Raw genomic sequence first — 23,968 nt, forward strand, 5'->3', positions numbered from 1 at the left:
CGACGAGGGAGCCGACCCGATGACGAAGTACCTGATCTCGTTCCCGAGTGCCGCCATGATCGTGGCGGAGGGCGAACTGCAGTCCGTCGCGGACGCAGCGCACGCCGTCGTGCAGGAGGCGAAGGATGCCGGGGTGTGGGTGTTCGGCGGCGGCATCGACGAGAGCATCCCGCCCGTCATGGTCGACGGTGACGGCACAGTCACCGACGGAACGTACCCCCAGACGGCGCAACTCGAGGGTGGATACACGGTGCTGGAGCTGTCATCCCGGGAAGCGGCACTGGACTGGGCGGCGAAGATCGCGGTCGCCTGCCGCTGCGCCCAGGAAGTGCGGGTCTTCCAGGACGACCCCGCCAGCTGACGCCGCGACGGTGTCGACGGCGCGCGCTCACAGCACCGTGGCGAGCGACTCCAACGCCTCGTACGGGTCGCCCACAGGGATGAACACGCTGCTGGTGACGCCGGCCTCGGCCAACTCGGCGAGGCGCTCGCGCACCTGGGCTGCCGTGCCCGCCAGCGCGAGCTGAGGCACCCAGTCGGCCGGCATCCGCTCGACGAACTCCGCTCCCGAGGCCGAGTCGGCCCGCAGCGCCGCGAACTCGGCGGCGAACGGCAGCGGCTCGATGTGGGGCACCCAGTCGGGCTCGCCGATCGCTGCGAGGCCAGGGCGGGCGGCATCGATGGCGACGGACGCCTCCGGATGCACCGAGCCGATGTTGAAGGTCACCAGCCGATGCGCCCCCGCTGCGGCGATGTGGCCGAGGGAAGCGCGCGCGTACTCCGGGCCGGCGGGCTCGGCGAGGATCGTGCCGTCGGCCGAGCGGCCCGAGACCGCGAGCGACTTGGGGCCGCGCACGCCCGCGAGCACGGGTGGGGAGGCATCCGGAATCGAGGAGGGTTCGAGGGCGGCATCCGTCAGCTTGACGTAGCGCGCAGTGTCGGCGGTGGACACCCTGTCGCCACGCAGCAGGGCGCGCACCGTCGTGAGGTACTCCTCGAGCAAGGTCAGCGGGCTCGCCGGCCAGGCGCCGATCGAGCGCATCCAGTGCGGCATCCCGTGTCCGACGCCGGCGATGAGGCGTCCGGGGAACAGCTGCTCGAGGGTGGCGAGCTCCATGGCGGCGAAGACGGCGTTGCGGGCGCCTGCCGGCAGGATGCCGATGCCGACCGCGATGCGCGACGTCGAGGCGAGAACCGAAGCCGCCTGGGCGATGCCGCCACGGAAGCCCAGGTCTTCGACGACCCAGAGTTCGGCGAATCCGAGTTCTTCGGCCCGCCTCGCGAACGGGACGACATCGGCGGGCGGCAGGTCTCTGGGGAGCATGACGCCGACTGCGGCGCCGTGAGATTCGGTCACCTCGCCACGCTAGCAGCGGGCTCGGAACGGGTGCCCGACCGCTAGGGTCGCGTCATGGAGTTCCCGCTGCTGGAGGTGATCGGCCTCGTTCTCGTCGGCCTGCTCGCGGGCGAGGAGTTCATCGTGCGCTGGGGCGTGCAACCCGCTCTGGCGGCCCTCGACGACAACGCGACCATCCTCGCGCGGGTGGCGCTGGTGCGGAGGTTGCGCGTGGTCGTGCCCGTCATCATGGTGCCGACGGTGCTGGTCGGCATCGCCGTGCTCATCGTCGGCGGCACCGGAGACGGCTTCGGATGGCGGATCGCGGGGGTGGTGGCCCTCGTGGCCTTCGTGCTGTTCTCGTTCCTCGGCACGGTGCCCATCAACATCAAGGTCATCGACTGGGACGCCGACAATCCTCCCGACGACTGGGCGGCCGTCATCAAGCGCTGGGAGGTCATCGACGTGTTCCGCTCCTCGGCCGCTGTCATCGCGTTCGCCTGCTTCGTGGTGGCGCTCGCCGTGCAGGTCTAGCCCTCGGTGAACGCGGCGCGGAAGATGCCCCGCGCGCGCTCGGCCACGTGGGGGCGCTCCTCGGCGTCGGTCTTCGCCAGCAGGAAGGCGAGCATGCCGATGGCCAGCATCACGTCTTCGGTGGTGACCTGCTCATGGATGCGTCCGGCGGCCCTGTCGCGGATGACGAGGGAATCGACCAGGGCGGTCATGCGGCTGGCGAGGTGCTCGGCGCGCTCGTCGTGACGGGCGGCGGCGGTGAGCTCGATGAGCGCCGTCGAACTCATGGCCTGCTCGGCGATGCCGTCGAAGAGCTCGACGAGGCTGGAGTCGGATGCCGCAGCCAGGGCCTCGAGCTCGGCGATGTTGTCGTCGAACACGGCCACGGCGAGGGCGATGCGGTCGGGGAAGTGCCGGTACAGGCTGCCCTGGCCCACCTCGGCCCGGCGGGCCACGGCGCTGAGCGGCGCGTCGAGCCCGGATTCCGCGAAGACCTCGCGGGCCGCGGCGATCAGAGCGGCACGATTCGCGGGCCCGGCGCTGGGTCCGCGATTCGCTTTCGGGTTCTCAGGCACAGGTGTTAGCGTACAACCGGACAACGGAGTCCGGTTTGGGAGAGTGTCATGTCGAATCATTGGGACCGCGAGGTCGATCTGCTCGTCGTCGGGACTGGAGCTGCGGGCCTGACCGCTGCCATCACAGCCGCCGACGCCGGGCTCGCAACGCTCATCGTCGAGAGCACTGAACGCTGGGGCGGCACCACGATGCGCAGCGGAGGCGGGCTGTGGATGCCCACCAATCCGCTGATCAGCACGTTCGCCGCGCCGGACTCGGTCGAGGACGCCCTCACCTACCTGGAGGCAGCCATCGGCGATGCGGGGCCGGCGTCGTCGCCGGAGCGTCGCCTCGCGTTCGTCAACGCCGTCATCCCGGTGTTCCGCATGCTGGAGCGCCTCGGCATGCAGTGGTCGCCCGCCAAGCAGTACCCCGACTACTACCCCGACCGCCCGGGCGGCCGCGTCGGGCGCTCGATCGAGCCGAAGCCCTTCGACGCCAAGCGACTGGGGAACGCCTTCGCGACCTCGCGCGCCGGTGACGGCCTGCCGGTCCCGCTCAAGAACGACGACGTCTGGCTGCTCTCCAGGGCCTGGTCCACTCCGAGCGGCTTCGTGCGCGGAGCCCGCTTCGTGTTCCGGATGCTGGGCGGCATCGTGACGGGCAAGAAGCTGTACGGCATGGGATCGGCGCTGGCCATGAGCCTCATGCAGATGGTGCGCACGCAGGGCACCGAGGTGCTGTTGAGCAGCCCGCTGACCGATCTCGTGCTCGAGGACGGCGTGGTCGTCGGCGCCGTGGTGACGACTCCGACCGGTGAGCTGCGCATCCGTACCCGTCGCGGCGTGATGCTGGGGGCCGGCGGCTTCGCCATGAACACGGCCTGGCGGGAGAAGTACCACGGCATCCCGGGCTACAGCTCGGCCGCGGACGGCGACCTCGGCACGGCCATTGCGATCGGGCGTGACGCCGGCGGCGCGCTCGCCCTCATGGACGACGCCTGGTGGGGAGCATCCGTTCCCATCGACGGCAAGCAGGCGCTCTTCGTCCTCAACGAGCGCAGCGACCCGTACAGCATCGTCGTCGACCAGTCCGGCCAGCGCTACCTCAACGAGTCCGAGAGCTACATCGACTTCGGCCACGACCTCCTCGAACGCAACCGCACTGTTGCCGCGAACCCGTCGTGGCTTGTCGTCGACAAGCGGCACCGCCAGCGTTACATGTTCGCGGCGGCCCTGACCGACGGCAAGAAGCTGCGCTCGTCGGGAACTCTCGTGAAGGCCGGCACCATCGCCGAGCTCGCGAAGCGCATGGGCGTCGACGGTGCGACGCTGCAGTCCACCATCGACAGGTTCAACGGCTTCGCCCGCAGCGGCGTCGACGAGGACTTCGGCCGCGGCCGCACGGTCTACGACAACTACTACGGCGACCCGCGCGTGAGGCCGAACCCCAACCTCGGCGCCATCGAGAAGGGGCCGTTCACGGCCGTCAAGCTCGTGCCCGGCGACCTCGGAACCAAGGGCGGACTACTCACGGATGAGCACGCCCGCGTGCTCGACGACTCCGGCGCCGTCATCCCGGGCCTCTACGCGGCAGGCAACACCACGGCATCGGTCATGGGGCGCACCTACCCCGGCCCCGGCTCGACCATCGCGCCCGCCGTCATCTTCGGCTACCTCGGAGCGCTCCACGCTGCCGAGGCCGAGGTGTTCGGGGTCGACCCCGCTGCATCCGTCGGCTCCGGCGATGCCTCCACCCCCGACCCCACCGACATCGAAACCACCCCAGAAGAACAGAAGGAAACATCAGTATGAGCACCTCAGCACCCCTCACCGGCGACTCCTCCATCAAGACCTGGCTCGAGCACCCCGTCGGTGGCCCGATCATCCGCGAGATGCTCGCGCAATCCGGTCAGGACCCCGACGTGCTGCGTCCCGTCAGCAGACTGGCCATCAAGCGACTGATCAAGCTGAGCAAGGGCCAGTTCTCGCAGCAGATGGTCGACGACCTCGTGGCCCGCGCCGCGGCCGGCGACGTGCCGGCAGGGTCGACGGATGCCGCCGACGCCGCATCCCTCACGACCGACACCGAAGAGGTCGTACCCGTCGTGGAGGCACCCGAGTGGGTCGAGAAGGTCACCGGCGGACGCTTCGCCGGCCAGACCGTGATCGTCACCGGTGCCGGCTCCGGTATCGGACGCGCCACGGCATCGCGCGTGGCCCGTGAGGGCGGCCGCGTCATCGCCGTCGACATCTCGCAGGAGCGCCTCGACGAGTTCGTGGCCGACCACGTCGGCGCCGATGTGGTGGCCGTCTCCGGCGACATCACCGACGACGTCGCCATCGCCGCGATCGTCGCAGCCGCGGGCGACCGCATCGACGGCCTGGCGAACATCGCCGGAATCATGGACGACATGACGCCGGTCGGCGAGGTCAGCGACGCCGTGTGGGACCGCGTGTTCCGCATCAACGTCACCGGCACCATGAAGCTCACCCGCGCCGTCATCCCCGCCATGCTGGCGCAGGCGAAGGGCTCCATCGTGAACACCGCGTCGGAGGCCGCCCTGCGTGGATCCGCCGCCGGTGTCGCCTATACCGCGTCGAAGCACGCCGTGGCCGGCATCACCAAGTCGAGCGCGTTCATGTACGGCCCTAGCGGCATCCGCGTGAACGCGGTCGCCCCCGGCCCCACGATCACCAACATCGAGGCATCGTTCGCCTCGCCGCTCGGCGCTCAGCGCGTTCAGCTGGCGATGACGATCCTGCCCGACGCCGCCGAGGCCGAGGCTCTCGCCGCCTCGATCACCTTCCTGCTCAGCGACGACGGCGTGAATGTGAACGGCGTCATCCTCCCGTCCGACGGCGGCTGGTCCGTCGCCTAGCGGTCACCCGCAGCTCGCGCAGAGTTCCCGGCGGATCCACTCCGCCGCGGAACTCTGCTCGAGCGTTCCGTTCCGGATGCCGGTCGCGAACGCCACCGCGGACTCGGTGAGCCGACCGTCCGCCGAGTCGGGAGCGTCGCGCCCCACATGCACCGAGAGCCAGCGCGTGAGCGGCGCCCCGAGGCGTGCGCAGACCGCGACCAGTCCGGCGAAGTGCCGCGCCTGGCCGTCGGTGCCGTCATCGAGTCGTCGGCGGAAGCCTCGACCGTGCAGCACGTTGCGCCCGCCGAGCCCGGCGTCGATGAACCACAGCGGTCCGGTGCGCACCCCGCCCGCAGCCGAACCCAGCTCGACGAGGAAGCGCCGCGAGGAGTGCCCGGACGTCGCGAGGTGCTCCGCGGTCTCGGCGAGGGCAGCGCAGGCGTCCATCGCTCCAGCCTAGGCATCCGGCCGTCTGCATCAGGACCGGTCGCGCGCAGTGGCGGAGCCGGTGCCGCCGCTACTCCGCCGCGGCCGCCTTGCGCTCGCGGAACGCGATCATGTTCATGCGGCTGCCGCAGCGCACTGTGCAGAAGCGCTTCGAGCCGTTCCTCGACAGGTCGAGGATGAGTCCGGTGCAGTTGTCGGCCTCGCAGATGCGCAGCCGCTGCATCTCGTCCATGCGGATGACGTCCATCAGCGCCACGGCCGCCTCGACCCGCATCCGTTCCCCGAGCGGGGCGTCGTTCGACGTCGCGTGCAGGTGCCAGTCGATGTCGTCGTGCCTGGCGAGGTAGGGCAGCGCGTTCGCCTCGCGCAGCATCCGGTTCACCTCCACGACGGCGTCGTCGCGGTTCAGGGTCCAGAGGTGCCGGATCTGGTCGCGCGTGCTGAGCACGTCGAGACGCTCGGCCTCGTCGCCGTCGATGCGTCCGGTGAACGGATACTGCTGCAGAAGCGCCGCCAACTCCTCGACCGTCCCGAGCTCCTCGAGGTCGCTGCGGGAGGCGCCGGCGGCGGTGTTCCCCAGCTCGACGGCGAACTCGAGCGCGACGACCGTGTCATGGGCAAACTGCATGTTGACTCCTAACGAGCGTCGCAGTAGCGTTATGGGCTAAGAGCAGTTTAGTCCTAACGCGTCGCCGATTCCGGCGAGCGGATGTTCACCGGAGGCATCGTGAGAATATCGTCCACAGCATCCGGTCTGGCGATCGCCGTGATCGCCGCAGCCTCGTTCGGCACGTCGGGCGTGCTGATGAAGCCGCTCCTGGAGGCCGGGTGGTCTCCGGCCGCAGCCGTCACCGCCCGGGCCATCGGCGGGGCGATCATCCTGCTGCCGATCACCCTGATCGCGCTACGCGGGAAGTGGGACGCGCTCTGGCGGGCGCGCTGGCGCGTTCTCATCATGGGCGTGGTCGGCGTGGCCTCCACGCAGTTCTTCTACTTCGCGGCGATCCGCACGGTTCCGGTGTCGACGGCGATCCTGATCGAGCTGCTCGCCCCTCTGCTCCTCGTCGGAGTGGTCTGGCTCAGGACGCTCCGGATGCCGCGACCCCTCGTGCTCGCGGGCTCGGCGCTCGCCATCGTCGGCCTCGTGCTGGTGATCGGTCCGGGCTCGCTCGGCGCCCCTGACCCCGTCGGCCTGCTGTTCTCGGTGCTCGCGATGGTGGCCTGCGCCGTCTACTTCGTGATCGCCGCCCGGCCCAGCGACGGCCTGCCGCCTGTCGCCTTCGCCGGGGTCGGCCTCGTCATCGGCGCACTCACGCTGAGCCTGCTCGCTCTCGTCGGCGTGCTGCCGTTCACGGCGACGTTCGGCGACCTTCCGTTGTTCGGCACGGCACTGCCCTGGTGGGTGCCGCTGCTGTTCGTCGCCGTGGTGAGCACCGCCCTCGCCTACGTGGCCGGCATCACAGCGGCGGAATCGCTGGGCTCGCGCCTCGCCTCCTTCGCCGGCCTGCTCGAGGTGGTGTTCGCGGCCCTGTTCGCGTGGATCCTCCTCGGCGAACAGCTCCAGCCGCTGCAGCTGGTCGGTGGCGCACTCATCCTCGGTGGCATCGCAGCGGTGAAGGCGTCGGAGCCTGACGAGAAGCCGGTCGAACGTCCGCTCGCTGACGCCACCACGAGCGCGGCCCACGCACCCGCTCGCTGAGGGCCGAGCGCAGCGGCCACCCGGGCCTCAGCAGACGGGAGGGGTCACGCCCCGGCCACCGTCGCCGCGAAGGCTGCAGCGCGCACGCGGAGGCCCAGCATCCGTTCCGCCCGCGCAGCCTCCACGTCGAAGCCGATGTAGGCGACGGGCGGCTTCTTGCGTACGTTCGCCGAGCACTCGAAGTCAGCGCACACGAGGGTGCCCGCGGTGTCGCCGTTGCGTCCGGCCGGCCCCGCGAGACGGGCGCCGAAGAACACCACGTCGTTGGGCAGGGTCACGTCCTGGCACCACGAGCACTGCGCGCGCTTCTGCGGCGAGGCCTTGGCCTGCTGCAGCATGACGCCGATGAGCTCCCCGCCGGGCTCGCCGTCGAGCTCGCCGAGCTCGTCGAAGGCCGGCACCACGATGTAGGCGCGGCGGGCGATCCTGCGATCCCGCCAGCCGAGGAAGTCGAGGCGGTTCCAGTCGAGTTCGGCGAACTCGGCGGGCAGGGTGATGTCGGTGGTCTCCTTGCGCGAGGCGTTCACGAAGCTCGCGCGGATGGTCTTCTCGTTGATGGGCAGCATGGTCGTTCTCCAGATGATGGGCCCGGCATCGACGTCGGTGGGCGACGGATGCGGCGGGCGGGGTGTGTTCGAGCGGGAAGGGTAGCGACTACCTGCCGCCGGCGGGTGAAGCGCCGACGACCTCCCGACGCCCCGAGGGCAGTGCGAACGAACCGGAGGAACTCATGGTGTCAGCCTACGCCCGCCGGCCCGGCGCATCCTGAGCGCTCGAGAGAGGGATGCCCGATGCGAGATGATCGGCACATGGGAAGCGTCGTGGTGCTGAGTGGCCGGGGGGACTACGCCGATCCGTGGCATCGGTTCACCCTGACGTCGCAGCGTCTAGCCGAGCTGCTCGCTCCCCTCGGCGAGGTGTCGGTGCGCGATGACGTCGAGGCGGCGCTCGCCGGGTTGATGACGACGGATGCCCGTCCCGACCTGCTCGTGCTCAACATCAGCCGCAACGAGGGCGTCGAGCGTGCTGCACCGCCGACGCCGTCGCGCGACGGGCTGCTGGCCTACCTCGCCGCCGGGCGCCCACTCCTCGCCGTGCACTCGACGGCCCGCGCCTTCGCCGCCTGGCCGGAGTGGTCGCCGATCCTCGGGGGTCACTGGGAGGACGGGCTCACCTTCCACCCCGCGAAGGGACCGGCTCGCATCATGCCGACGGCGCTCGCCGCTGAGCTCTTCGATCAGGGGCGGCCGTTCGACACCGTCGACGAGCGCTACACGGCGCTCGTCCTCGAATCGGGTGCGCGGGCACTCGCTGCGCACGAGCACGAGGGCTCCGAGCATCCGTTGGTCTGGTTCCAGCGCTTCGGCGACTCCGACATCGTCTACAGCGCGCTCGGTCACGATGCCGAGGCGTATGAGGCTGCGGATTCCGCGGCCTTCCTGCGCGCTGCCGCGGCCTGGCTGCTGCGCGACCGGCGCGGCCGGCGCGGCTCCGCCGAACTCAGCGGTTCGCCGGACTCCCGACACTGATCGGCCCGAGCACGACGTCGACCAGCCGTTCGGCCGTACCGGGCGTCAGCGGCGTTCGGCTGAGCATCCGCACGATGAGCGGCCCCATGAGCGCCTCGCCGATCTCCTGCACCGAGGCATCCGCTCGGATCTCGGAATCCGCGATGGCCGTCTCGAAGCGATCGACGAGTGATGAGGTCGCGCCCATGCTCTCGTAGAGGCGGCGACCGACGTCGGGGTTCTCGGCTGCCGCGGCGATGAGGGAGAGGATGAGGCTCTCGCCGATGGGCTGGCCGACCAATTCGAAGATCTCGTCGAGCCAGGAGATGAGATCGGCGCGGATGTCGCCGGTGTTCGGGGGGCCGAGACGGTTGGGCAGCAGCAGGCCCTCGAGCAGGCAGTCGGCGACCAGGGCGCTCTTCGATGGCCACCAGCGGTAGATCGTCTGCTTACCGACGCCGGCTTCGTGGGCCACGCCCTCGATGGTGAGGTGGTCGTAGCCGCGCGCGGCGAAGAGTCGTGCCGTCGCCTCGAGGATGGCGCGACGGGCCGCTTCACTGCGGACCGCTCCGCGACGTTGCTCGGACATGCTCACATCGTATTCCCAATCAACGAGACGAACCGTTGCGTATTATCGACGGAGGCTTTCGAGAGGCGAAGAATCACACATGGCTGAACTCCTGTACCGGTTGGGCAAGTTCGCGGCACGCCGCGCGTGGACGGTCATCGTGGCCTGGGCCGCCATCCTCGGCATCGCGATCGCCGGCTTCGCCGTCGGCTTCGCGGGCCTCTCCACGAGCTTCGACATCCCGGGAACCGCGTCGGGCGCCGTGACGGAGGAGCTCCAGGAGAAGCTGCCCGACTTCGCCGGGGCATCCGGAACCATCGTCTTCCAGACCACCGACGGCTCGGCCTTCACCGACGAGCAGAAGAGCGAGATCAGTGCCCTCGCGGCGGATGCCGCCGACCTGCCCGACGTCGCCAAGGTCGTCGACCCCTTCGAGACCGAGCAGCAGCGCGCCGACCAGGAGGCGCAGCTCGCCGACGGCCGCCAGAAGATCGCCGACGGCGCTGCACAGCTCGATGCGGGTCAGGACCAGCTCGATGCCGGCCAGGCCCAACTGGATGCCGGCCAGGCCCAGCTCGACGCCGCACGCCAGCAGGCCGAGGCCGCAGGCGCCCCGGCCGAGCAGCTCGCCGCCCTCGACGCGCAGCAGGCCACGATCGACGCACAGCAGACCGAGCTCACCGCACAGCAGGCGAAGCTCGACGACTCCCGCGACGAACTCGCGGCGCAGACCACGAAGCTCGACAACGGCGCCACTCTCATGGATCTGTCGAAGGACATCCGGGTGATCTCCGAGGACGGGTCGACGGCTGTCGTCAACGTCGCCTTCACCGAGCCGCGGCTCGAACTCGACCAGTCCTCGAAGGACGCCGTCATCGAGCACTTCGAGTCCGAGTCGATCGACGGCGTCGAGGTCTCGTTCTCCACCGACCTGGCTCAGGGCGTTCCGCAGATCGTCGGCATCGGCGAGATCGTCGGCGTCGTCTTCGCCGCCATCGTGCTGCTGGTCGTGCTCGGCTCGGTCATCGCCGCCGCACTCCCCCTGGTCACGGCCCTCGTCGGCGTCGCCATCGGCGCCCTCGGCTCCCTGGCGTTCTCCGGCGTCGTGCAGATGGCCTCGGTCACCCCCTTCCTCGGACTCATGCTCGGCCTCGCCGTGGGCATCGACTACTCGCTGTTCATCATCAACAGGCACCGCAAGCAGCTGCTGCAGGGTGCCGACGTGCGCGAATCCGTCGGCCTCGCCAACGGGACCGCCGGCAACGCCGTCGTCTTCGCGGGCACGACGGTGATCGTGGCCCTCGTCGCCCTCAACGTGACGGGCGTGCCGTTCCTCGGGCTCATGGGCACCGTCGGTGCCATCAGCGTCGCGATCGCCGTGCTCATCGCCGTCACGCTGACCCCAGCGCTGCTCGGCCTGCTCGGCACCCGCATCCTGACCCGCAAGGCCCGCGCGAAGATCGGCGAGGTGCACCACGAAGACCTCGACGCCAAGCCCATGGCCACCTGGCGCGCGATCGTGACTGTCATCGCGGCATCCGCGGCCCTGCTCATCGTCGCTATTCCGGCGCTCTCGATGCGCGTCGGACTGCCCGACGGCTCATCCGAGCCCGTGGACTCGACTTCCTACAACGCCTTCATGACGACGGATGAGGCGTTCGGCGCCGGCGCGAACGGTCCGCTGCTCGTCACGGCCGAACTGCCGGACGGCCTGGACGACGACGAGGTGCTGCAGGCGCAGGTCGACGTGGCCCAGACCCTCGCCGACCAGGACGACGTCGTTGCCGTCGCGCCCATCGCGGTCTCCGACGACAAGCGCGTCGCAGCATTCCAGGTCGTGCCGGCCGAAGGGCCGAACAGCGTGTCGACCGAGGAGCTCGTCGTGGCGCTGCGCGGGCTGGAGCCCGTCGACGGCGACATCACGCTCGGGGTCGCCGGCCAGGCCGCCAGCAACATCGACATCTCCGAGAACCTCGCCTCGGTGCTGCCGACCTACCTCGCCGTCGTCGTCGGGCTGTCGCTGCTCATCATGGTGCTGGTGTTCCGCTCGATCCTCGTGCCGCTCATCGCGACGGGTGGCTTCATCCTGTCGCTGTTCGCCACCTTCGGTGCCATCGTCGCCGTGTTCCAGTGGGGATGGGGAGCCGATGCGCTCGGCATCCACACCGGGCCGATCCTGAGCTTCCTGCCGGTCATCCTGGTCGGCATCCTGTTCGGCCTCGCGATGGACTACCAGCTGTTCCTGGCGTCGGGCATGCGCGAGGCCTATGTGCACGGCGCTCCCGCGAGACTGGCCGTCGCACGGGGCTTCCGGGCCGGTCGATCCGTCGTCACGGCCGCGGGCCTCATCATGGTGTCGGTCTTCGGCGGCTTCATCTTCTCGGAGTCGACGATGATCCGCTCGATCGGCTTCGGCCTCGCCTTCGGCGTGCTGGTCGACGCCTTCGTCGTACGGATGCTGCTCATGCCGGCCCTCATGCACCTGCTCGGCCGTTCGGCCTGGTGGCTGCCGCGCTGGCTCGACAAGATCCTGCCGAACGTCGACGTGGAAGGCGCCGCCCTCGAGCGGCGGCACCACGCGAGCTGACGCGCGGGCTTCGCGTTCCCGACCGGCCCTCTCCGACATCGGAGCAGGGCCGGTCGGCGTTTTCCGCCACGATCCGGCGGGGTTTCAGTGGCTCGGCGGGGGTTCCTGCACCCGCCGAAGCACCGATACCCCGCCGAGCGCGCCGCCTCACCCGAGCGCGCCGCCTCACGCGAGTCGCGTCGCCCGCACCACGACGTCGCGGAGGTGGACGCTCCCGTGGCCCCGTGCGTCGACGGTGCGGTCCGGCTCCTCCGCCGTCTCGACGCGCCAGTGCGCTGCATCGAGCACGGCCGTGATCGCGCCAGCTGTCACCGTCGTCTCCTCCGGCGGGTGGTGCCCGTTCGCGGTCGTGGTCGAACCGTGCAGGTGGCCCACGATCAGCAGCGTGCCGCCGGGAGCGACCCAGCGCGAGATGCGCCGGTAGAAGTCGAGCTGCGGGATGGTCGGGTGGGCGTAGTTCGTGGTCACGAGGTCGAACGGCTCCGCCGGTTCCCAGGTCGTGAGGTCGGCCTCGATCCAGGTCACATTCTCGGTGACGGATGCCGCCCCGGCACGGTCCGCCGCCTGCGCGAGGGCGCTCGCCGAGATGTCGGCGCCGGTCACGGTCCAGCCGTGCTCCGCCAACCAGACGGCCTCGGCGCCGGCACCGCAGCCGGCATCGAGCGCCGTGCCCGGAGCGAGCCCCGCCGTCTCGTGCTGGACGTACGGGTTGGCGGCGCTGGAGGGTGCGGCATCCGTCATCGGATCAGCGGGGGAGCCGGGCCCGCCGTGCCAGTGCTGTTCCCAGTAGTCCTTGTCGAAATCGCGGCTCATGCCGTCGATCGTGCGCCGAGACCCGTCGAGCGCGCAAGCGCCGTTGCCGGAACGGCAACTCCGCCGGCAGGGCAGACGACAGGGCTGGCGACGACCTCAGAGGCGGCCGTAGAGAGCCAGCGGATTCTCGATCGCCCGCACGATCGACCCCAGGAAGCGCGACGCGTAACCGCCGTCGCAGACCCTGTGATCGAACACGAGCGAGAGCTGCACGATGCGTCGCGGCACGATCGCGCCGCCGACCACCCACGGCCGTTCGATCATGCGGCCCATTCCGAGCAGGGCCACCTCGGGGTGGTTGATGATGGCCGCGGATCCGTCCACGCCGAGGCTGCCGTAGTTGTTCATAGTGAAGGTCGAACCGCTCAGCTGCGCCGGCGAGGCCGTCCCCGCGCGGGCGAGGTCGGAGAGGTGGCGGATCTCGGCATCCAGCTCGACGATCGAGCGGCGCTCGGCGTGCCGGATCACCGGCACCATCAGACCTCGTGGCGTGTCGGCGGCGAAGCCGAGGTTGATGCCGTCGAACTGGATGAGTTCCGTTCCGTCGTCGCTGAGGCGTCCGGCGAGCACGGGGTGCTCGGCGAGGGCGAGCAGCACGAACCGGGCGACCATCGCGGTGAGCGACGGGCGGCCATCGCCCATCGCCTGACGGAGGGTCCAGAGCTCCGTCGCGTCGACGTCCACCCACACCGTGGCCTCGGGGATCTCGGCGCGCGAGCGCGAGAGCTTGGCGCTCACGGTTCGGCGCAGCATCCCGAGCGGCTCCCGCTTCGCGATCGCGAGATCGTCGTCGTGGATGGGCGGTGTCGCCGAAGAGGCCGGCGCCGCCGACAGCGATGACGGAGCCGCAGCCACAGCCCCGAGCACGTCGGACCGGCGGATGATTCCATCGGCCGCCGCGGCATGCACTGTGCGCAGGTCGACACCCCGGCTGCGTGCGAGTGACCTCACGATGGGCGACCTCACGGCGACGGGACCGGTCGCTCGCGCCTGGGGAACCCGGGGGGCCTCGACCGCACCGATGCGGGCACGGCGGCGGGTTCGGCCGACGGCGTGGTTCTCTGTCGTGCCGTAGCCGATGAGCACGTTGCCCGAGCCGGCCCGCTCCTCCTCGCGGTTGACGTCGTGCTCGACGGCGTTGTGATTGCCGGCGCTCTCGGGGGCGGCGGGTTCGCCCGCCCCCTCCGATGTCGAGACCTCCATGAGCGGAGCCCCGACGTCGATCGTGTGGCCCTCCTCCCCGTGCAGCGCCGTGATGACACCGGCGAAGGGAGAGGGCAGCTCGACGATGCTCTTGGCCGTCTCGACCTCCGCGATGGGTTGGTCCACGGCCACGTGATCGCCCACGGCGACGATCCAGCGAACCAGCTCCGCCTCGGTGAGGCCTTCGCCCAGGTCGGGCAGTCGGAAGACGGCTGCGCTCATCAGGCGTCCCAGTTCAGCGTGTCGACGGCGTCGAGCACCCGGTCGACGTCGGGCAGGTAGAAGCGCTCGAGCTTCGGCGGGGCGAACGGCACGTCGAAGCCCGTCACGCGCCGCACGGGCGCCTCGAGCCACGAGAAGCACCGCTCCGACACCCGGGCTGCGATCTCGGAGGCGACGCTCGCGAATCCGGGGGCCTCCGCGATCACGACGGCGCGTCCGGTCGACCGTACGGCGGCGTCGACCGTCGCGTCGTCGTAGGGGGTCAGGCTGCGCAGGTCGACCACCTGCAGGCTGCGACCCTCGGCTTCGGCGGCTTCCGCCGCGGCGATGGCGATCGGAACGGACGTGCCGTACGCGATGAGGGTCGCGTCGGTTCCCTCTCGAGCCACGCGGGCGCGGCCGATGGCGACCTCCTGCGCGGTGTCGACGGTGCCCTTGGTCCAGTAGAGCTTCTTGGGCTCGAGGAAGATGACGGGGTCGGGGTGACGGATGGCGGCGCGTAGAAGGCTGTAGGCGTCCTGCGGAGTCGCTGGCGCGAGCACCGTCAGGCCGGGCGTGTGCACGTAGTACGACTCGGACGAATCGCAGTGGTGCTCGACTCCGCCGATGCCGCCCGCGTAGGGGATCCGGATGACGATGGGCATGCGCATCGCCCCGCGGGTGCGGTTGCCCATCTTCGCGACGTGGCTGACGACCTGCTCGAACGCGGGATACGCGAAGGCGTCGAACTGCATCTCGACGACGGGGAGCAGCCCGTTCATGGCCATGCCCACCGCGGTGCCGATGATGCCGGATTCGGCGAGCGGCGTGTCGAAGCACCGGTTCTCGCCGAAGCGCGCGGTCAGTCCGTCGGTCACCCGGAAGACGCCGCCGAGGGCTCCGACATCCTCACCGAAGACGAGCACGCGCTCGTCGGCCGTGAGTGCGTCGGCGAGGGCCAGGTTGATGGCCGCCGCCATGGTCATGGTGGTCGTCGTCGCGGATGCCGTCGCCGGCCTGTCGTCGATCATGGTCATGCCCGTGCCTCCTCGGCCGTGCGGTCGAGTTCGTCGCGCAGCTGCGCCGCCTGTTCATCGAGCTGGGTGGAGGGCGTCACGTAGACGAAGCGGAAGAGATCCTGGGGGTCGAGTTGCGCGTCGGTGTTGAGCGCCTCGCGCAGGGTCGAGGCGATGGCATCCGCCTCTCCGGCGAATGCCGACTCGATGTCAGCGGTGAGCACGCCGGCGGCCGTGAGGTGGTTGCGCAGGCGGGTCAGGGGGTCGCGGGCGACCCAGGCCTGCACCTCGGAACCGGCTCGGTAGCGGGTGTCGTCGTCGGCGTTCGTGTGCGCCTGCATCCGGTAGGTGTGGGCTTCGACGAGGGTCGGCCCTCCGCCGGCACGGGCGCGTGCCACCGCGGCTCCCACGACGGATTCGAGCGCGGCGAGGTCGTTGCCGTCGACGCGCTCGCCGGGCATCCCGTACCCGATGGCCTTGTGGGCGAGAGACTCGGCCGCGCTCTGCCGTGCGAGCGGTACCGAGATGGCGAACTCGTTGTTCTGCACGAAGAAGACGACAGGAAGGTGGTAGACGGCCGCGAAGTTCAGGGACTCGTGGAAGTCGCCCTCGCTCGTGGCTCCGTCACCGCACATCGCCAGCACCACTGTCGGCTCTCCCTTGAGCACGGCCGCGTGTGCGAAGCCGACGGCATGCAGCAACTGGGTGGCGAGCGGGGTGGCCTGGGGCGCGACGTGGTGGTCGTGGGGGTCGTAGCCGCTGTGCCAGTCGCCCTTGAGCAGCACCATCGCGTCGGCAGGCGCGACCCCGCGGAGCATGACCGCGACCGAGTCGCGGTAGGTCGGGAACAGCCAGTCCCCGGGCTCCAGTGCCGAGACCGCGGCGACCTGGCACGCCTCCTGACCGTGCGAGGACGGGTACACGGCGAGACGGCCCTGGCGCACGAGCGCGTTGCACTGATCGTTGACGCGACGACCGATCACGAGCGACCGGAAGCCCTCGAGAAGGGCGGCGTCTGTCGGTGCCGGATAGCTCTCGTCCGTACTGAGCGCACCCGAGGGATCGATCAGCTGCACGGGCGTCTCCCGAGGGAGGTAGTCGTTCATTCAGTCTCCATTGACGAAGTGGACGCTTTGTTTCTCGAGGATGCGCTTTCGTCCCAGATGTAGCAAGCACATCCATCAACGGTGGACGTCAGGGCAGCAGAATGGCGATTTCACTTACACTTCGTCTGACGGATGTCGGAACCGGAGGAGTCGCATGCCCATCGAACTGGACGATCTGGACCGACGCATCCTGCACGAGCTGCGCAAGGATGGCCGGGCATCCGTCAGCGCCATCGCCGCGCTCACCCACATCTCGCGGGCGAACGCCTATTCGCGCGTCAATCGCCTGGTCGAGTCCGAGGTGATCCGCGGCTTCGGAGCCCGGATCGATCCCGTACTCGCGGGCCTGCACTCGTCGGCCTACGTGACGCTCACGCTCGAGCAGGAGGTGTGGCAGGACACGAGGGCCAGGCTCACGGCGATCCCCGAAGTGCAGCACATCGCCCTCGTCGGGGGCGACTTCGACGCGATCCTGCTCGTACGAGCCCGCGACAACGGCGACCTGCGCCGGGTGGTGCTCGAGGAGCTGCAGGCGATTCCGGGAGTGAGGTCGACGAAGACGGCGCTCATCTTCGAGGACTTCGACACCGTCTGACATATACTGTCTGAACGATCGGTCACTAATTATCTCGATGACCGCAGGGTGCAGCGCCGCCCCGACTCGATTGGACTGAGCATGCCCGAGGCTTTCCTCATCGGAGGAGCACGAACCCCCGTCGGACGATACGGGGGCGCGCTCGCCGGGGTGCGGCCTGACGACCTGGCCGCGATCGTCGTTCGGGCAGCGGTCGAGCGGGCGGGAGTGGATCCAGCGCCCATAGACGAGGTCATCCTCGGGGCGGCCAACCAGGCAGGCGAGGACAACCGCAACGTCGCGCGCATGGCAGTGCTGCTCGCGGGCCTCCCCGACAGCGTTCCCGGCCTCACCGTCAATCGCCTCTGCGCCTCGGGGATGTCGGCCATCACGCTGGCCTCGCAGGCGATCCGCTCGGGGGATGCCGACATCATCGTCGCCGGTGGCGTCGAGTCGATGACCAGGGCGCCGTGGGTGCAGGCCAAGCCCGAGAAGGCCTTCGCCAAGCCCGGAGCCCAGTTCGACACCTCGATCGGGTGGCGCTTCACCAATCCGCGCCTCGCGGCTCGCGACAAGGCGACATTCTCGATGCCGGAGACGGCCGAGGAGGTCGCCCGCCTCGACGGCATCAGCCGCGCGGATGCCGACGCCTTCGCCCTGCGCAGCCAGGAGCGAGCGGTCGCGGCGATCGACGCCGGTCGCTTCGCTGCCGAGATCGTCGGCGTTCCGACCGCCCGCGGTGAGGTGCTCGTCGACGAGGGCCCGCGCCGGGACACCTCGCTCGAGGCGCTCACCGCCCTCCGGCCGGTCGTGGCGGGCGGATCCGTCGTGACGGCGGGCAATTCGAGCTCGCTCAACGACGGTGCCTCGGCGATCGTCGTGGCGAGCGGAGAGGCCGTCGCGAGGTACCGGCTGACACCGCGGGCCCGGATCGTGGTCGGCACCTCCGCGGCCCTCGAACCCGAGATCATGGGGCTGGGTCCCGTGCCCGCCACCCGCAAGGCCCTCGAGCGCTCCGGACTGTCCATCGATGACCTCGGCGCGGTCGAACTCAACGAGGCGTTCGCGACCCAGTCGCTCGCGAGCATGCGGCGGCTCGGCCTCGACCCCGCGATCGTCAACGCCGACGGCGGCGCCATCGCCCTCGGGCATCCGCTCGGATCGAGCGGGTCGCGTCTCATCGTCACCCTTCTCGGCCGCCTCGAACGCGAGGGCGCACGCTACGGCCTCGCCACGATGTGCGTCGGAGTCGGCCAGGGAACGGCGATGATCATCGAGAGGATGTCATGAGCGTCGTAGCGGACTACCTCGACGACCGCGTGGTCGTCACCCTCGATCGCCCCGATCGGCGCAATGCCATCGGGCAGGAGACCATCGACGCCCTGCACGCGGTGTGCGAGGAGCTCGAGGCGCATCCGCGCATCCTCATCATCACGGGTGCCGGTGGGGTGTTCGCGTCGGGGGCCGACATCGCCGAGCTGCGCGAGCGTCGAGCGGCAGATGCACAAGTGGGCATCAACGCCCACGCCTTCATCCGCATCGCCGCCCTCGACCTGCCCGTCATCGCGGCGGTCGACGGCTATGCGCTGGGCGGAGGAGCCGAGTTGGCCTACGCCGCCGACATCCGCCTGGCGTCCACGACCGCCAAGTTCGGCAACCCCGAGACGGGTCTCGGCATCATCGCCGCAGCGGGGGCGTCGTGGCGCCTGCCCGAGATCGTCGGACAGGCTCGTGCGGCAGAGCTGCTGCTGACCGGCCGCATCATCGATGCCGACGAGGCCCTCGCGATCGGCCTCGTGTCGGCGGTGCACGAGCCCGACTCGCTCCTGGCCGCCGCGCACGCCGTCGCCGACCGGATCGCGCGCAACGACCGCGCTGCGACCATCGCGATGAAGCGCGCCCTGTCGGCGCCCCGGGCGCAGCATCCGGGGCTCGATCTCGAACTGCAGGCAGCGCTCTTCGAGAGCCCCGAGAAGGAGCGACGCATGACCGAATTCCTCGAGCGCCGAACCCGATGAGCGCCGACCAGATGAGCGCCGCGACGCCCGCCCTCGTCGGCGTGCTCGGCGGCGGACGGATGGGCGCGGGCATCGCGCACTCCTTCCTGCTCGCCGGCAGTCGCGTCGTCGTCGTCGAACGCGATGACGAAGCGGCGACGGCCGCGGCCGACCGCATCCGCTCCTCGATCGCTACGAGCGTCGCCCGCGGAGCGACGTCCCGTTCGGCCGAGTCGCTCGCCCACGCCCTCTCGACCTCGACCGATGTCGCCGAGTTCGCCGCAGCCGGGCTCGTCGTCGAGGCGGTTCCCGAGGACTTCGCGCTCAAGCGGGCGGCGCTCAAGCGCGTCGAGGCGGTTCTGCCTCCGTCGGCGGCGATCGCGAGCAACACCTCCTCGATGTCGATCGACGCTCTCGCCGACGAACTGGCCCGCCCCGCCCGCTTCCTCGGACTGCACTTCTTCAACCCCGTTCCGGCCTCGAAGCTCGTCGAGATCGTGCTCGGATCATCGACGGATGCCGCGCTCGCCGCCGAGGCGACCGGTTGGGTGGCGGCGCTCGGCAAGACGCCGGTGACGGTCTCCGACGCCCCCGGCTTCGCCTCGTCGCGGCTCGGAGTGGCGCTCGGCCTCGAGGCCATCCGCCTGCTCGAGGACGGCGTGGCCTCGGCCGCCGACATCGATGCCGCGATGACGCTCGGCTACAGGCATCCGGTCGGGCCGCTCGAGACCACCGACCTGGTCGGCCTCGACGTGCGTCTCGGCATCGCCGAGTACCTGCACCAACAGCTCGGGGTGAGATTCGAACCGCCGGCGCTCCTGCGCCGACTCGTGGCCGAGGGCAAGCTCGGCCGGAAGACGGGCGAGGGCTTCTACGTCTGGACCGATGGAGAGAAGGAGATCCGATGACCACCATGCTGCAGAGCAATGTTCTGAACAGCTACGTGAACGGAGCCTGGTGGGCGCCCGAGACCGACGAGGGTGCCGTGGAGGTCGTCGACGCCTCCACCGGGGACACCGTCGCCCGGGTGTCGACAGCCGGGCTCGACTTGGGCTCCGCCATGGAGTACGCACGCACCGTCGGTCAGCGCAGCCTCGGCGACCTGACGTTCCACCAGCGGGCTGTGCTGCTCAAGCAGATGGCGCTGGCGCTCACCGAGCGGAAGGCCGAGCTCTACGAGCTGTCGGCCCGCACCGGGGCGACGAAGGCCGACTCCTGGGTCGACATCGACGGCGGCATCGGCGTGCTGTTCACCTACTCCTCGAAGGGCCGACGCGAACTGCCGAACACCCAGGTCTACGTCGACGGCCCCGTCGAGCAGCTCTCCAAGGACGGCTCGTTCCTCGGCCGGCACATCTACACACGTCTTCCCGGCGTCGCCGTGCAGATCAACGCGTTCAACTTCCCGGTGTGGGGCTCGCTCGAGAAGTTCGCGCCGGCCTTCCTCGCGGGCGTGCCGTCGCTCGTGAAGCCGGCGACGCCGACGGGCTACCTCGCCGAGGCCTTCGTGCGCATCCTCACGGAGTCGGGGCTGCTGCCCGAGGGTTCGCTGCAGCTCGTGTCCGGAGGCGTTCCGACGCTCCTCGACAACCTGCGCCTGGGCGACCTCGTCGCCTTCACCGGCAGCGCCTCGACGGCTGAGAAGCTGCGCGCGCACGACTCCGTGCAGACGGGTGGGGTGCGCTTCACGAGCGAGACCGATTCCATCAACGCCTCCATCCTCGGAACGGATGCCGTCGCCGGCACCCCGGAGTTCGACGCTTACGTCAAGCAGCTCGTCGCGGAGATGACGACGAAGGCCGGGCAGAAATGCACCGCCATCCGTCGGGCCATCGTTCCCGTCGAGTCGGTGGATGCCGTCATCGATGCCGTGCGCGCCCGCATCGCCGAGCGCACCGTCGTCGGCGACCCGCGCACCGAGGGCGTGACGATGGGACCGCTCGCTTCGCTCGCGCAGCGCGACGAGGTGCTGCGTCAGGTCGGCCGGCTCATCGAGGGCGGGGGAGAGCTCATGATCGGCAGCGCGGAGGCCGAGCCTGGCCCCGGCGCCTTCGTGTCTCCGATGCTGCTGCGCTTCACCGAGTCGGCCGACGAGGCCGTGCACTCGATCGAGGCGTTCGGCCCGGTCTCGTCGATCATCGGCTACTCGACGCTCGACGAGGCATCCGACCTCGTGGCCCGAGGCGGCGGTTCGCTCGTGACGAGCATCGCCACCCACGACACCGCGGTCGCGGCCGAGCTGGCCTCACGCATCTCGGCGTTCAACGGCCGCGTGCTGTTCCTCGACCGCGACGACGCGCGCTCCTCGACGGGCCATGGCTCGCCGCTGCCGCAGCTCGTGCACGGCGGACCCGGTCGCGCCGGCGGCGGAGAGGAGCTCGGCGGCATCCGTGCCGTGCTGCACCACATGCAGCGCACGGCGGTGCAGGGCTCGCCCGAGATGCTGACCGCGATCACGGGCATCTGGCACGCCGGAGCGGCCTCCCAGCCCGGCGGGCGGCATCCGTTCCGCAAGAGCCTCGCCGAGCTCGTGATCGGAGACCAGGTGGTCTCGGGCTCGCGTGAGGTGACCCTCGACGACATCGAGACGTTCGCCCGGTTCACGGGAGACACCTTCTACGCGCACATGAACGAGGAGGCAGCAGCGGCCAACCCGTTCTTCCCCGGCAGGGTCGCCCACGGGTACCTGCTCGTGTCGTGGGCCGCCGGCCTGTTCGTCGACCCTGAGCCTGGGCCGGTTCTGGCCAACTACGGCCTCGAGAACCTGCGGTTCCTCACCCCGGTCTCACCGGGCGACTCGATCCGCGTGGAGCTCACCGCCAAGCAGATCACTCCGCGGGAGACCGACGAGTACGGCGAGGTGCGCTGGGATGCCGTGCTGCGCAACCAAGCTGACGAGGTCGTGGCGACATACGACGTGCTCACGCTCGTGGCGAAGGAGCCGGCGGCGGCCTAACGGCGGAGGCCGTCGAAGGCGACCGCGAGAACGTCGTCGGCGAGCCGCTCGGCGTCTTCGGGGCCTTCGGGGCGGTACCACTCGACGATCGAGTTGATCATGCCGAACAGCAGGCGCTCGGCGACCCTGGCATCGATGTCGCTGCGCAGGGACCCCTCGGCGCCGGCGTCGACGACGAGCTGCGTGACGGCGCGGTCGAACGCGCGGCGCCGGGCCAGCGCACGCCGCTCGATGTCGGTGTTGCCGCGCACGCGCAGCAGCAGGGTGACGTAGGGGAGCTTGTCGACGAGCACGAGCACGGCGCCCCTCAGCACGGCCGCGAGCCGATCCGATGCGGAACCGCTCGTAGCCGCATCCGTCGCCAGAACCCCTTCGAGCCCGTCGAGGGCCTCGGAGAGCGCGCGGTCGAGCATCTGCTCCTTGGAGTCGAAGTGGTGGTAGATGGCCGACTTCGACACCCCGAGCCGCTCGGCGAGCACGCCCATCGAGGTGGCGTCGTAGCCGTGCTCGATGAAGGCCGCCACGGCGACGGCGAGGATACCGGCCTGGTCGTAGCCCGGTCGGCCGCGGCGGGCGCCCGTCGGCTCCGCCGGGCTCGACCCGGCGGCGTCAGGTGCTGTGGTATCGGCTGCGGTCGTCATCGGTCCCAGTGTGCCATGCGGCGACCGAACGGTCGGTCACCCGGCGACGGCCGCTCAGCGCAGGTCGTAGACGCGCTTGTACTTGCCCTCGCTGCGCGGAAGCGTGCCGGGCTCTTCGAGCTGCACGGCGACGCTCGACCCGATGTGCACCTTGATCTTCTGCGCCAGCACGACCGCTGCAGCCTCGCACGTCTCGCGCGCCAGGTCGGGGTGACGCTCGATGCGCACCGTGAGGGCATCCATCCGCCCCTGCTTGGAGAGCTCGAGGATGAAGTGCGGAGTCAGGGTCTCGATGCCGAGCACGATCTCCTCGATCTGCGTCGGGAACAGGTTCACGCCGCGCAGGATGATCATGTCGTCATTGCGCCCGGTGATCTTCTCGATGCGGCGCATCGCCGGACGCGCGGTCCCCGGAAGAAGGCGGGTGAGATCGCGCGTGCGGTACCGCAGCACGGGGAAGGCCTGTTTGGTGAGCGAGGTGAACACGAGCTCGCCCCGCTCGCCGTCGGGCAGCGACTCGCCGGTCTCTCCGTCGATCACCTCGGGCAGGAAGTGGTCCTCCCAGATGTGCGGGCCGTCCTTGGTCTCGACGCACTCGTTCCCGACGCCAGGACCCATGACCTCGCTGAGGCCGTAGATGTCGACGGCGTCGATGTCCATCCGTTGCTCGAGCTCGTGGCGCATCTCGTTCGTCCAGGGCTCCGCGCCGAGCACGGCGACCCTGAGCGAGGTCGATCGCGGGTCGATGCCGGCCGCCTCCATGGCATCCGCGATCGTCAGCAGGTAGCTGGGAGTGCACAGGATGGCGTCGGGCTCGAAGTCGGTGATGAGCTGCACCTGCCTGGCCGTCTGCCCGCCCGACATCGGGATGACCGTCGCACCCAGCTTCTCGATGCCGGCGTGAGCTCCCAGCCCGCCGGTGAAGAGGCCGTAGCCGTAGGCGTTGTGCACCTTCATTCCCGGACGGATGCCGGAGGCCCGTAGGGAGCGGGCGACGAGGCCCGCCCAGGTGTCGAGGTCGCGTGCCGTGTAGCCGACGACCGTCGGACGCCCGGTCGTGCCCGACGAGGCGTGGATGCGGGCGACCTGCTCCATCGGAACGGCGAACATGCCGAACGGATAGGTCTCGCGCAGGTCGGCCTTGGTCGTGAACGGCAGCAGGCGGATGTCGTCGAGGGAACGGATGTCATCCGGTCCGACGCCGGCCTCGTCGAGCTTGCGCGTATAGAGCGGAACGTTCTCGTAGGCGTGACGCACCGTCCACTGCAGGCGCTCGAGTTGCAGGGCCTCGAGCTCCGGTCGGCTCAACAACTCGGCGGCGTCCAGCGGGGAGGGGTTCCGCTGGGCGGCGAGTGGGGCTGCTGTCGTCAGTGACATCGGTGTCT

Annotated in this window: 24 protein-coding genes; 12 read left to right on the forward strand and 12 right to left on the reverse strand. The window is 70.1% G+C overall.

The genetic code is table 11. From position 1 onward, the window contains the following. The first annotated feature begins 19 nt into the window (after positions 1-19). The gene (locus ASF30_RS19860) at positions 20-361 is read left to right on the forward strand and encodes a YciI family protein (protein WP_055910847.1); all 342 of its coding nucleotides are present in this window, start codon (positions 20-22) and stop codon (positions 359-361) included. Positions 362-388: 27 nt separating this feature from the next. On the opposite strand, the gene ASF30_RS19865 is transcribed toward ASF30_RS19860, so the two are convergent. Beyond that, positions 389-1,357 carry an LLM class flavin-dependent oxidoreductase gene (locus ASF30_RS19865; RefSeq protein WP_235480415.1) on the reverse strand — a complete coding sequence of 323 codons (969 nt, stop codon included), beginning with the start codon at positions 1,355-1,357 and terminating at the stop codon, positions 389-391. A gap of 54 nt (positions 1,358-1,411) precedes the next feature. On the opposite strand from ASF30_RS19865, the gene ASF30_RS19870 reads away from it, so the two are divergent. Continuing rightward, the gene (locus ASF30_RS19870) at positions 1,412-1,870 is read left to right on the forward strand and encodes an anthrone oxygenase family protein (protein WP_055910850.1); all 459 of its coding nucleotides are present in this window, start codon (positions 1,412-1,414) and stop codon (positions 1,868-1,870) included. On the opposite strand, the gene ASF30_RS19875 is transcribed toward ASF30_RS19870, so the two are convergent. Further along, positions 1,867-2,424 (reverse strand): TetR/AcrR family transcriptional regulator, encoded by a 558-nt coding sequence (locus tag ASF30_RS19875; RefSeq protein ID WP_055910852.1) that lies wholly within the window; start codon positions 2,422-2,424, stop codon positions 1,867-1,869. The two genes, ASF30_RS19870 and ASF30_RS19875, sit on opposite strands and share 4 nt — an antisense overlap. A 48-nt stretch (positions 2,425-2,472) precedes the next feature. Here ASF30_RS19875 and ASF30_RS19880 point away from each other — a divergent pair, with 48 nt between their 5' ends. Together ASF30_RS19880 and ASF30_RS19885 are read left to right on the forward strand one after the other, a co-directional pair. Continuing rightward, positions 2,473-4,218 (forward strand): FAD-binding protein, encoded by a 1,746-nt coding sequence (locus ASF30_RS19880; protein WP_082468160.1) that lies wholly within the window; start codon positions 2,473-2,475, stop codon positions 4,216-4,218. Beyond that, positions 4,215-5,285 carry an SDR family NAD(P)-dependent oxidoreductase gene (locus tag ASF30_RS19885; protein ID WP_055910854.1) on the forward strand — a complete coding sequence of 357 codons (1,071 nt, stop codon included), beginning with the start codon at positions 4,215-4,217 and terminating at the stop codon, positions 5,283-5,285. Before ASF30_RS19880 ends, ASF30_RS19885 begins: the two co-directional genes overlap by 4 nt. A gap of 3 nt (positions 5,286-5,288) precedes the next feature. On the opposite strand, the gene ASF30_RS19890 is transcribed toward ASF30_RS19885, so the two are convergent. Next, positions 5,289-5,714, reverse strand: coding sequence for a hypothetical protein (locus ASF30_RS19890; protein WP_055910855.1), 426 nt, complete (start codon positions 5,712-5,714; stop codon positions 5,289-5,291). Between the two features lie 70 nt (positions 5,715-5,784). After that, on the reverse strand, positions 5,785-6,342 hold the full coding sequence (locus ASF30_RS19895; RefSeq protein ID WP_082468162.1) for a CGNR zinc finger domain-containing protein: 558 nt from the start codon (positions 6,340-6,342) through the stop codon (positions 5,785-5,787). A 99-nt stretch (positions 6,343-6,441) separates the two neighbouring features. On the opposite strand from ASF30_RS19895, the gene ASF30_RS19900 reads away from it, so the two are divergent. After that, entirely contained in the window at positions 6,442-7,413 is a 972-nt protein-coding gene (locus tag ASF30_RS19900; protein WP_082468212.1) for an EamA family transporter, read from the forward strand. A 44-nt stretch (positions 7,414-7,457) separates the two neighbouring features. On the opposite strand, the gene ASF30_RS19905 is transcribed toward ASF30_RS19900, so the two are convergent. After that, a complete protein-coding gene (locus ASF30_RS19905; protein ID WP_055910857.1) occupies positions 7,458-7,979 on the reverse strand; it encodes an FBP domain-containing protein in 522 nt (173 codons plus the stop codon). Between the two features lie 225 nt (positions 7,980-8,204). Here ASF30_RS19905 and ASF30_RS19910 point away from each other — a divergent pair, with 225 nt between their 5' ends. After that, on the forward strand, positions 8,205-8,942 hold the full coding sequence (locus tag ASF30_RS19910; protein ID WP_235480416.1) for a ThuA domain-containing protein: 738 nt from the start codon (positions 8,205-8,207) through the stop codon (positions 8,940-8,942). Here the strand turns inward: ASF30_RS19910 and ASF30_RS19915 are convergent. After that, on the reverse strand, positions 8,914-9,510 hold the full coding sequence (locus ASF30_RS19915) for a TetR/AcrR family transcriptional regulator (protein WP_082468166.1): 597 nt from the start codon (positions 9,508-9,510) through the stop codon (positions 8,914-8,916). The genes ASF30_RS19910 and ASF30_RS19915 overlap by 29 nt on opposite strands. 79 nt (positions 9,511-9,589) lie before the next feature. On the opposite strand from ASF30_RS19915, the gene ASF30_RS19920 reads away from it, so the two are divergent. After that, complete coding sequence (locus tag ASF30_RS19920) at positions 9,590-12,076, forward strand: MMPL family transporter (protein ID WP_055910861.1); 2,487 nt, start codon at positions 9,590-9,592, stop codon at positions 12,074-12,076. 165 nt (positions 12,077-12,241) lie between these two features. On the opposite strand, the gene ASF30_RS19925 is transcribed toward ASF30_RS19920, so the two are convergent. From ASF30_RS19925 to ASF30_RS19940, 4 genes are all read right to left on the reverse strand, one after another. Next, positions 12,242-12,889, reverse strand: coding sequence for a class I SAM-dependent methyltransferase (locus ASF30_RS19925; RefSeq protein WP_055910866.1), 648 nt, complete (start codon positions 12,887-12,889; stop codon positions 12,242-12,244). A 96-nt stretch (positions 12,890-12,985) separates the two neighbouring features. Beyond that, entirely contained in the window at positions 12,986-14,314 is a 1,329-nt protein-coding gene (locus tag ASF30_RS19930; protein ID WP_055910870.1) for a dihydrolipoamide acetyltransferase family protein, read from the reverse strand. After that, a complete protein-coding gene (locus ASF30_RS19935) occupies positions 14,314-15,330 on the reverse strand; it encodes an alpha-ketoacid dehydrogenase subunit beta (RefSeq protein ID WP_055910872.1) in 1,017 nt (338 codons plus the stop codon). The genes ASF30_RS19930 and ASF30_RS19935 overlap by 1 nt, the downstream gene beginning before the upstream one ends. After that, positions 15,327-16,415: a thiamine pyrophosphate-dependent enzyme gene (locus tag ASF30_RS19940; protein WP_055910876.1), complete on the reverse strand. Its 1,089-nt coding sequence runs from the start codon at positions 16,413-16,415 to the stop codon at positions 15,327-15,329. Before ASF30_RS19940 ends, ASF30_RS19935 begins: the two co-directional genes overlap by 4 nt. A gap of 154 nt (positions 16,416-16,569) precedes the next feature. On the opposite strand from ASF30_RS19940, the gene ASF30_RS19945 reads away from it, so the two are divergent. From ASF30_RS19945 to paaZ, 5 genes are all read left to right on the forward strand, one after another. Beyond that, positions 16,570-17,010, forward strand: coding sequence for an Lrp/AsnC family transcriptional regulator (locus ASF30_RS19945; RefSeq protein ID WP_200918499.1), 441 nt, complete (start codon positions 16,570-16,572; stop codon positions 17,008-17,010). A gap of 81 nt (positions 17,011-17,091) precedes the next feature. Then, a complete protein-coding gene (locus tag ASF30_RS19950; RefSeq protein ID WP_055910877.1) occupies positions 17,092-18,279 on the forward strand; it encodes a thiolase family protein in 1,188 nt (395 codons plus the stop codon). Then, positions 18,276-19,007 (forward strand): enoyl-CoA hydratase/isomerase family protein, encoded by a 732-nt coding sequence (locus ASF30_RS19955; protein WP_055910879.1) that lies wholly within the window; start codon positions 18,276-18,278, stop codon positions 19,005-19,007. The genes ASF30_RS19950 and ASF30_RS19955 overlap by 4 nt, the downstream gene beginning before the upstream one ends. Next, positions 19,004-19,894, forward strand: coding sequence for a 3-hydroxyacyl-CoA dehydrogenase family protein (locus tag ASF30_RS19960; RefSeq protein WP_235480417.1), 891 nt, complete (start codon positions 19,004-19,006; stop codon positions 19,892-19,894). The genes ASF30_RS19955 and ASF30_RS19960 overlap by 4 nt, the downstream gene beginning before the upstream one ends. Further along, positions 19,891-21,942: a phenylacetic acid degradation bifunctional protein PaaZ gene (paaZ, locus tag ASF30_RS19965; protein ID WP_082468168.1), complete on the forward strand. Its 2,052-nt coding sequence runs from the start codon at positions 19,891-19,893 to the stop codon at positions 21,940-21,942. The genes ASF30_RS19960 and paaZ overlap by 4 nt, the downstream gene beginning before the upstream one ends. Here the strand turns inward: paaZ and ASF30_RS19970 are convergent. Both ASF30_RS19970 and paaK read right to left on the reverse strand, forming a co-directional pair. Beyond that, positions 21,939-22,583 (reverse strand): TetR/AcrR family transcriptional regulator, encoded by a 645-nt coding sequence (locus tag ASF30_RS19970; RefSeq protein ID WP_055910881.1) that lies wholly within the window; start codon positions 22,581-22,583, stop codon positions 21,939-21,941. The two genes, paaZ and ASF30_RS19970, sit on opposite strands and share 4 nt — an antisense overlap. 54 nt (positions 22,584-22,637) lie before the next feature. Continuing rightward, positions 22,638-23,960 (reverse strand): phenylacetate--CoA ligase PaaK, encoded by a 1,323-nt coding sequence (gene paaK, locus ASF30_RS19975; protein ID WP_055910883.1) that lies wholly within the window; start codon positions 23,958-23,960, stop codon positions 22,638-22,640. Positions 23,961-23,968 lie beyond the last annotated feature (8 nt).

Origin of the sequence: Leifsonia sp. Leaf264 (assembly GCF_001422325.1) — a bacterium.
GTDB lineage: Bacteria > Actinomycetota > Actinomycetes > Actinomycetales > Microbacteriaceae > Orlajensenia.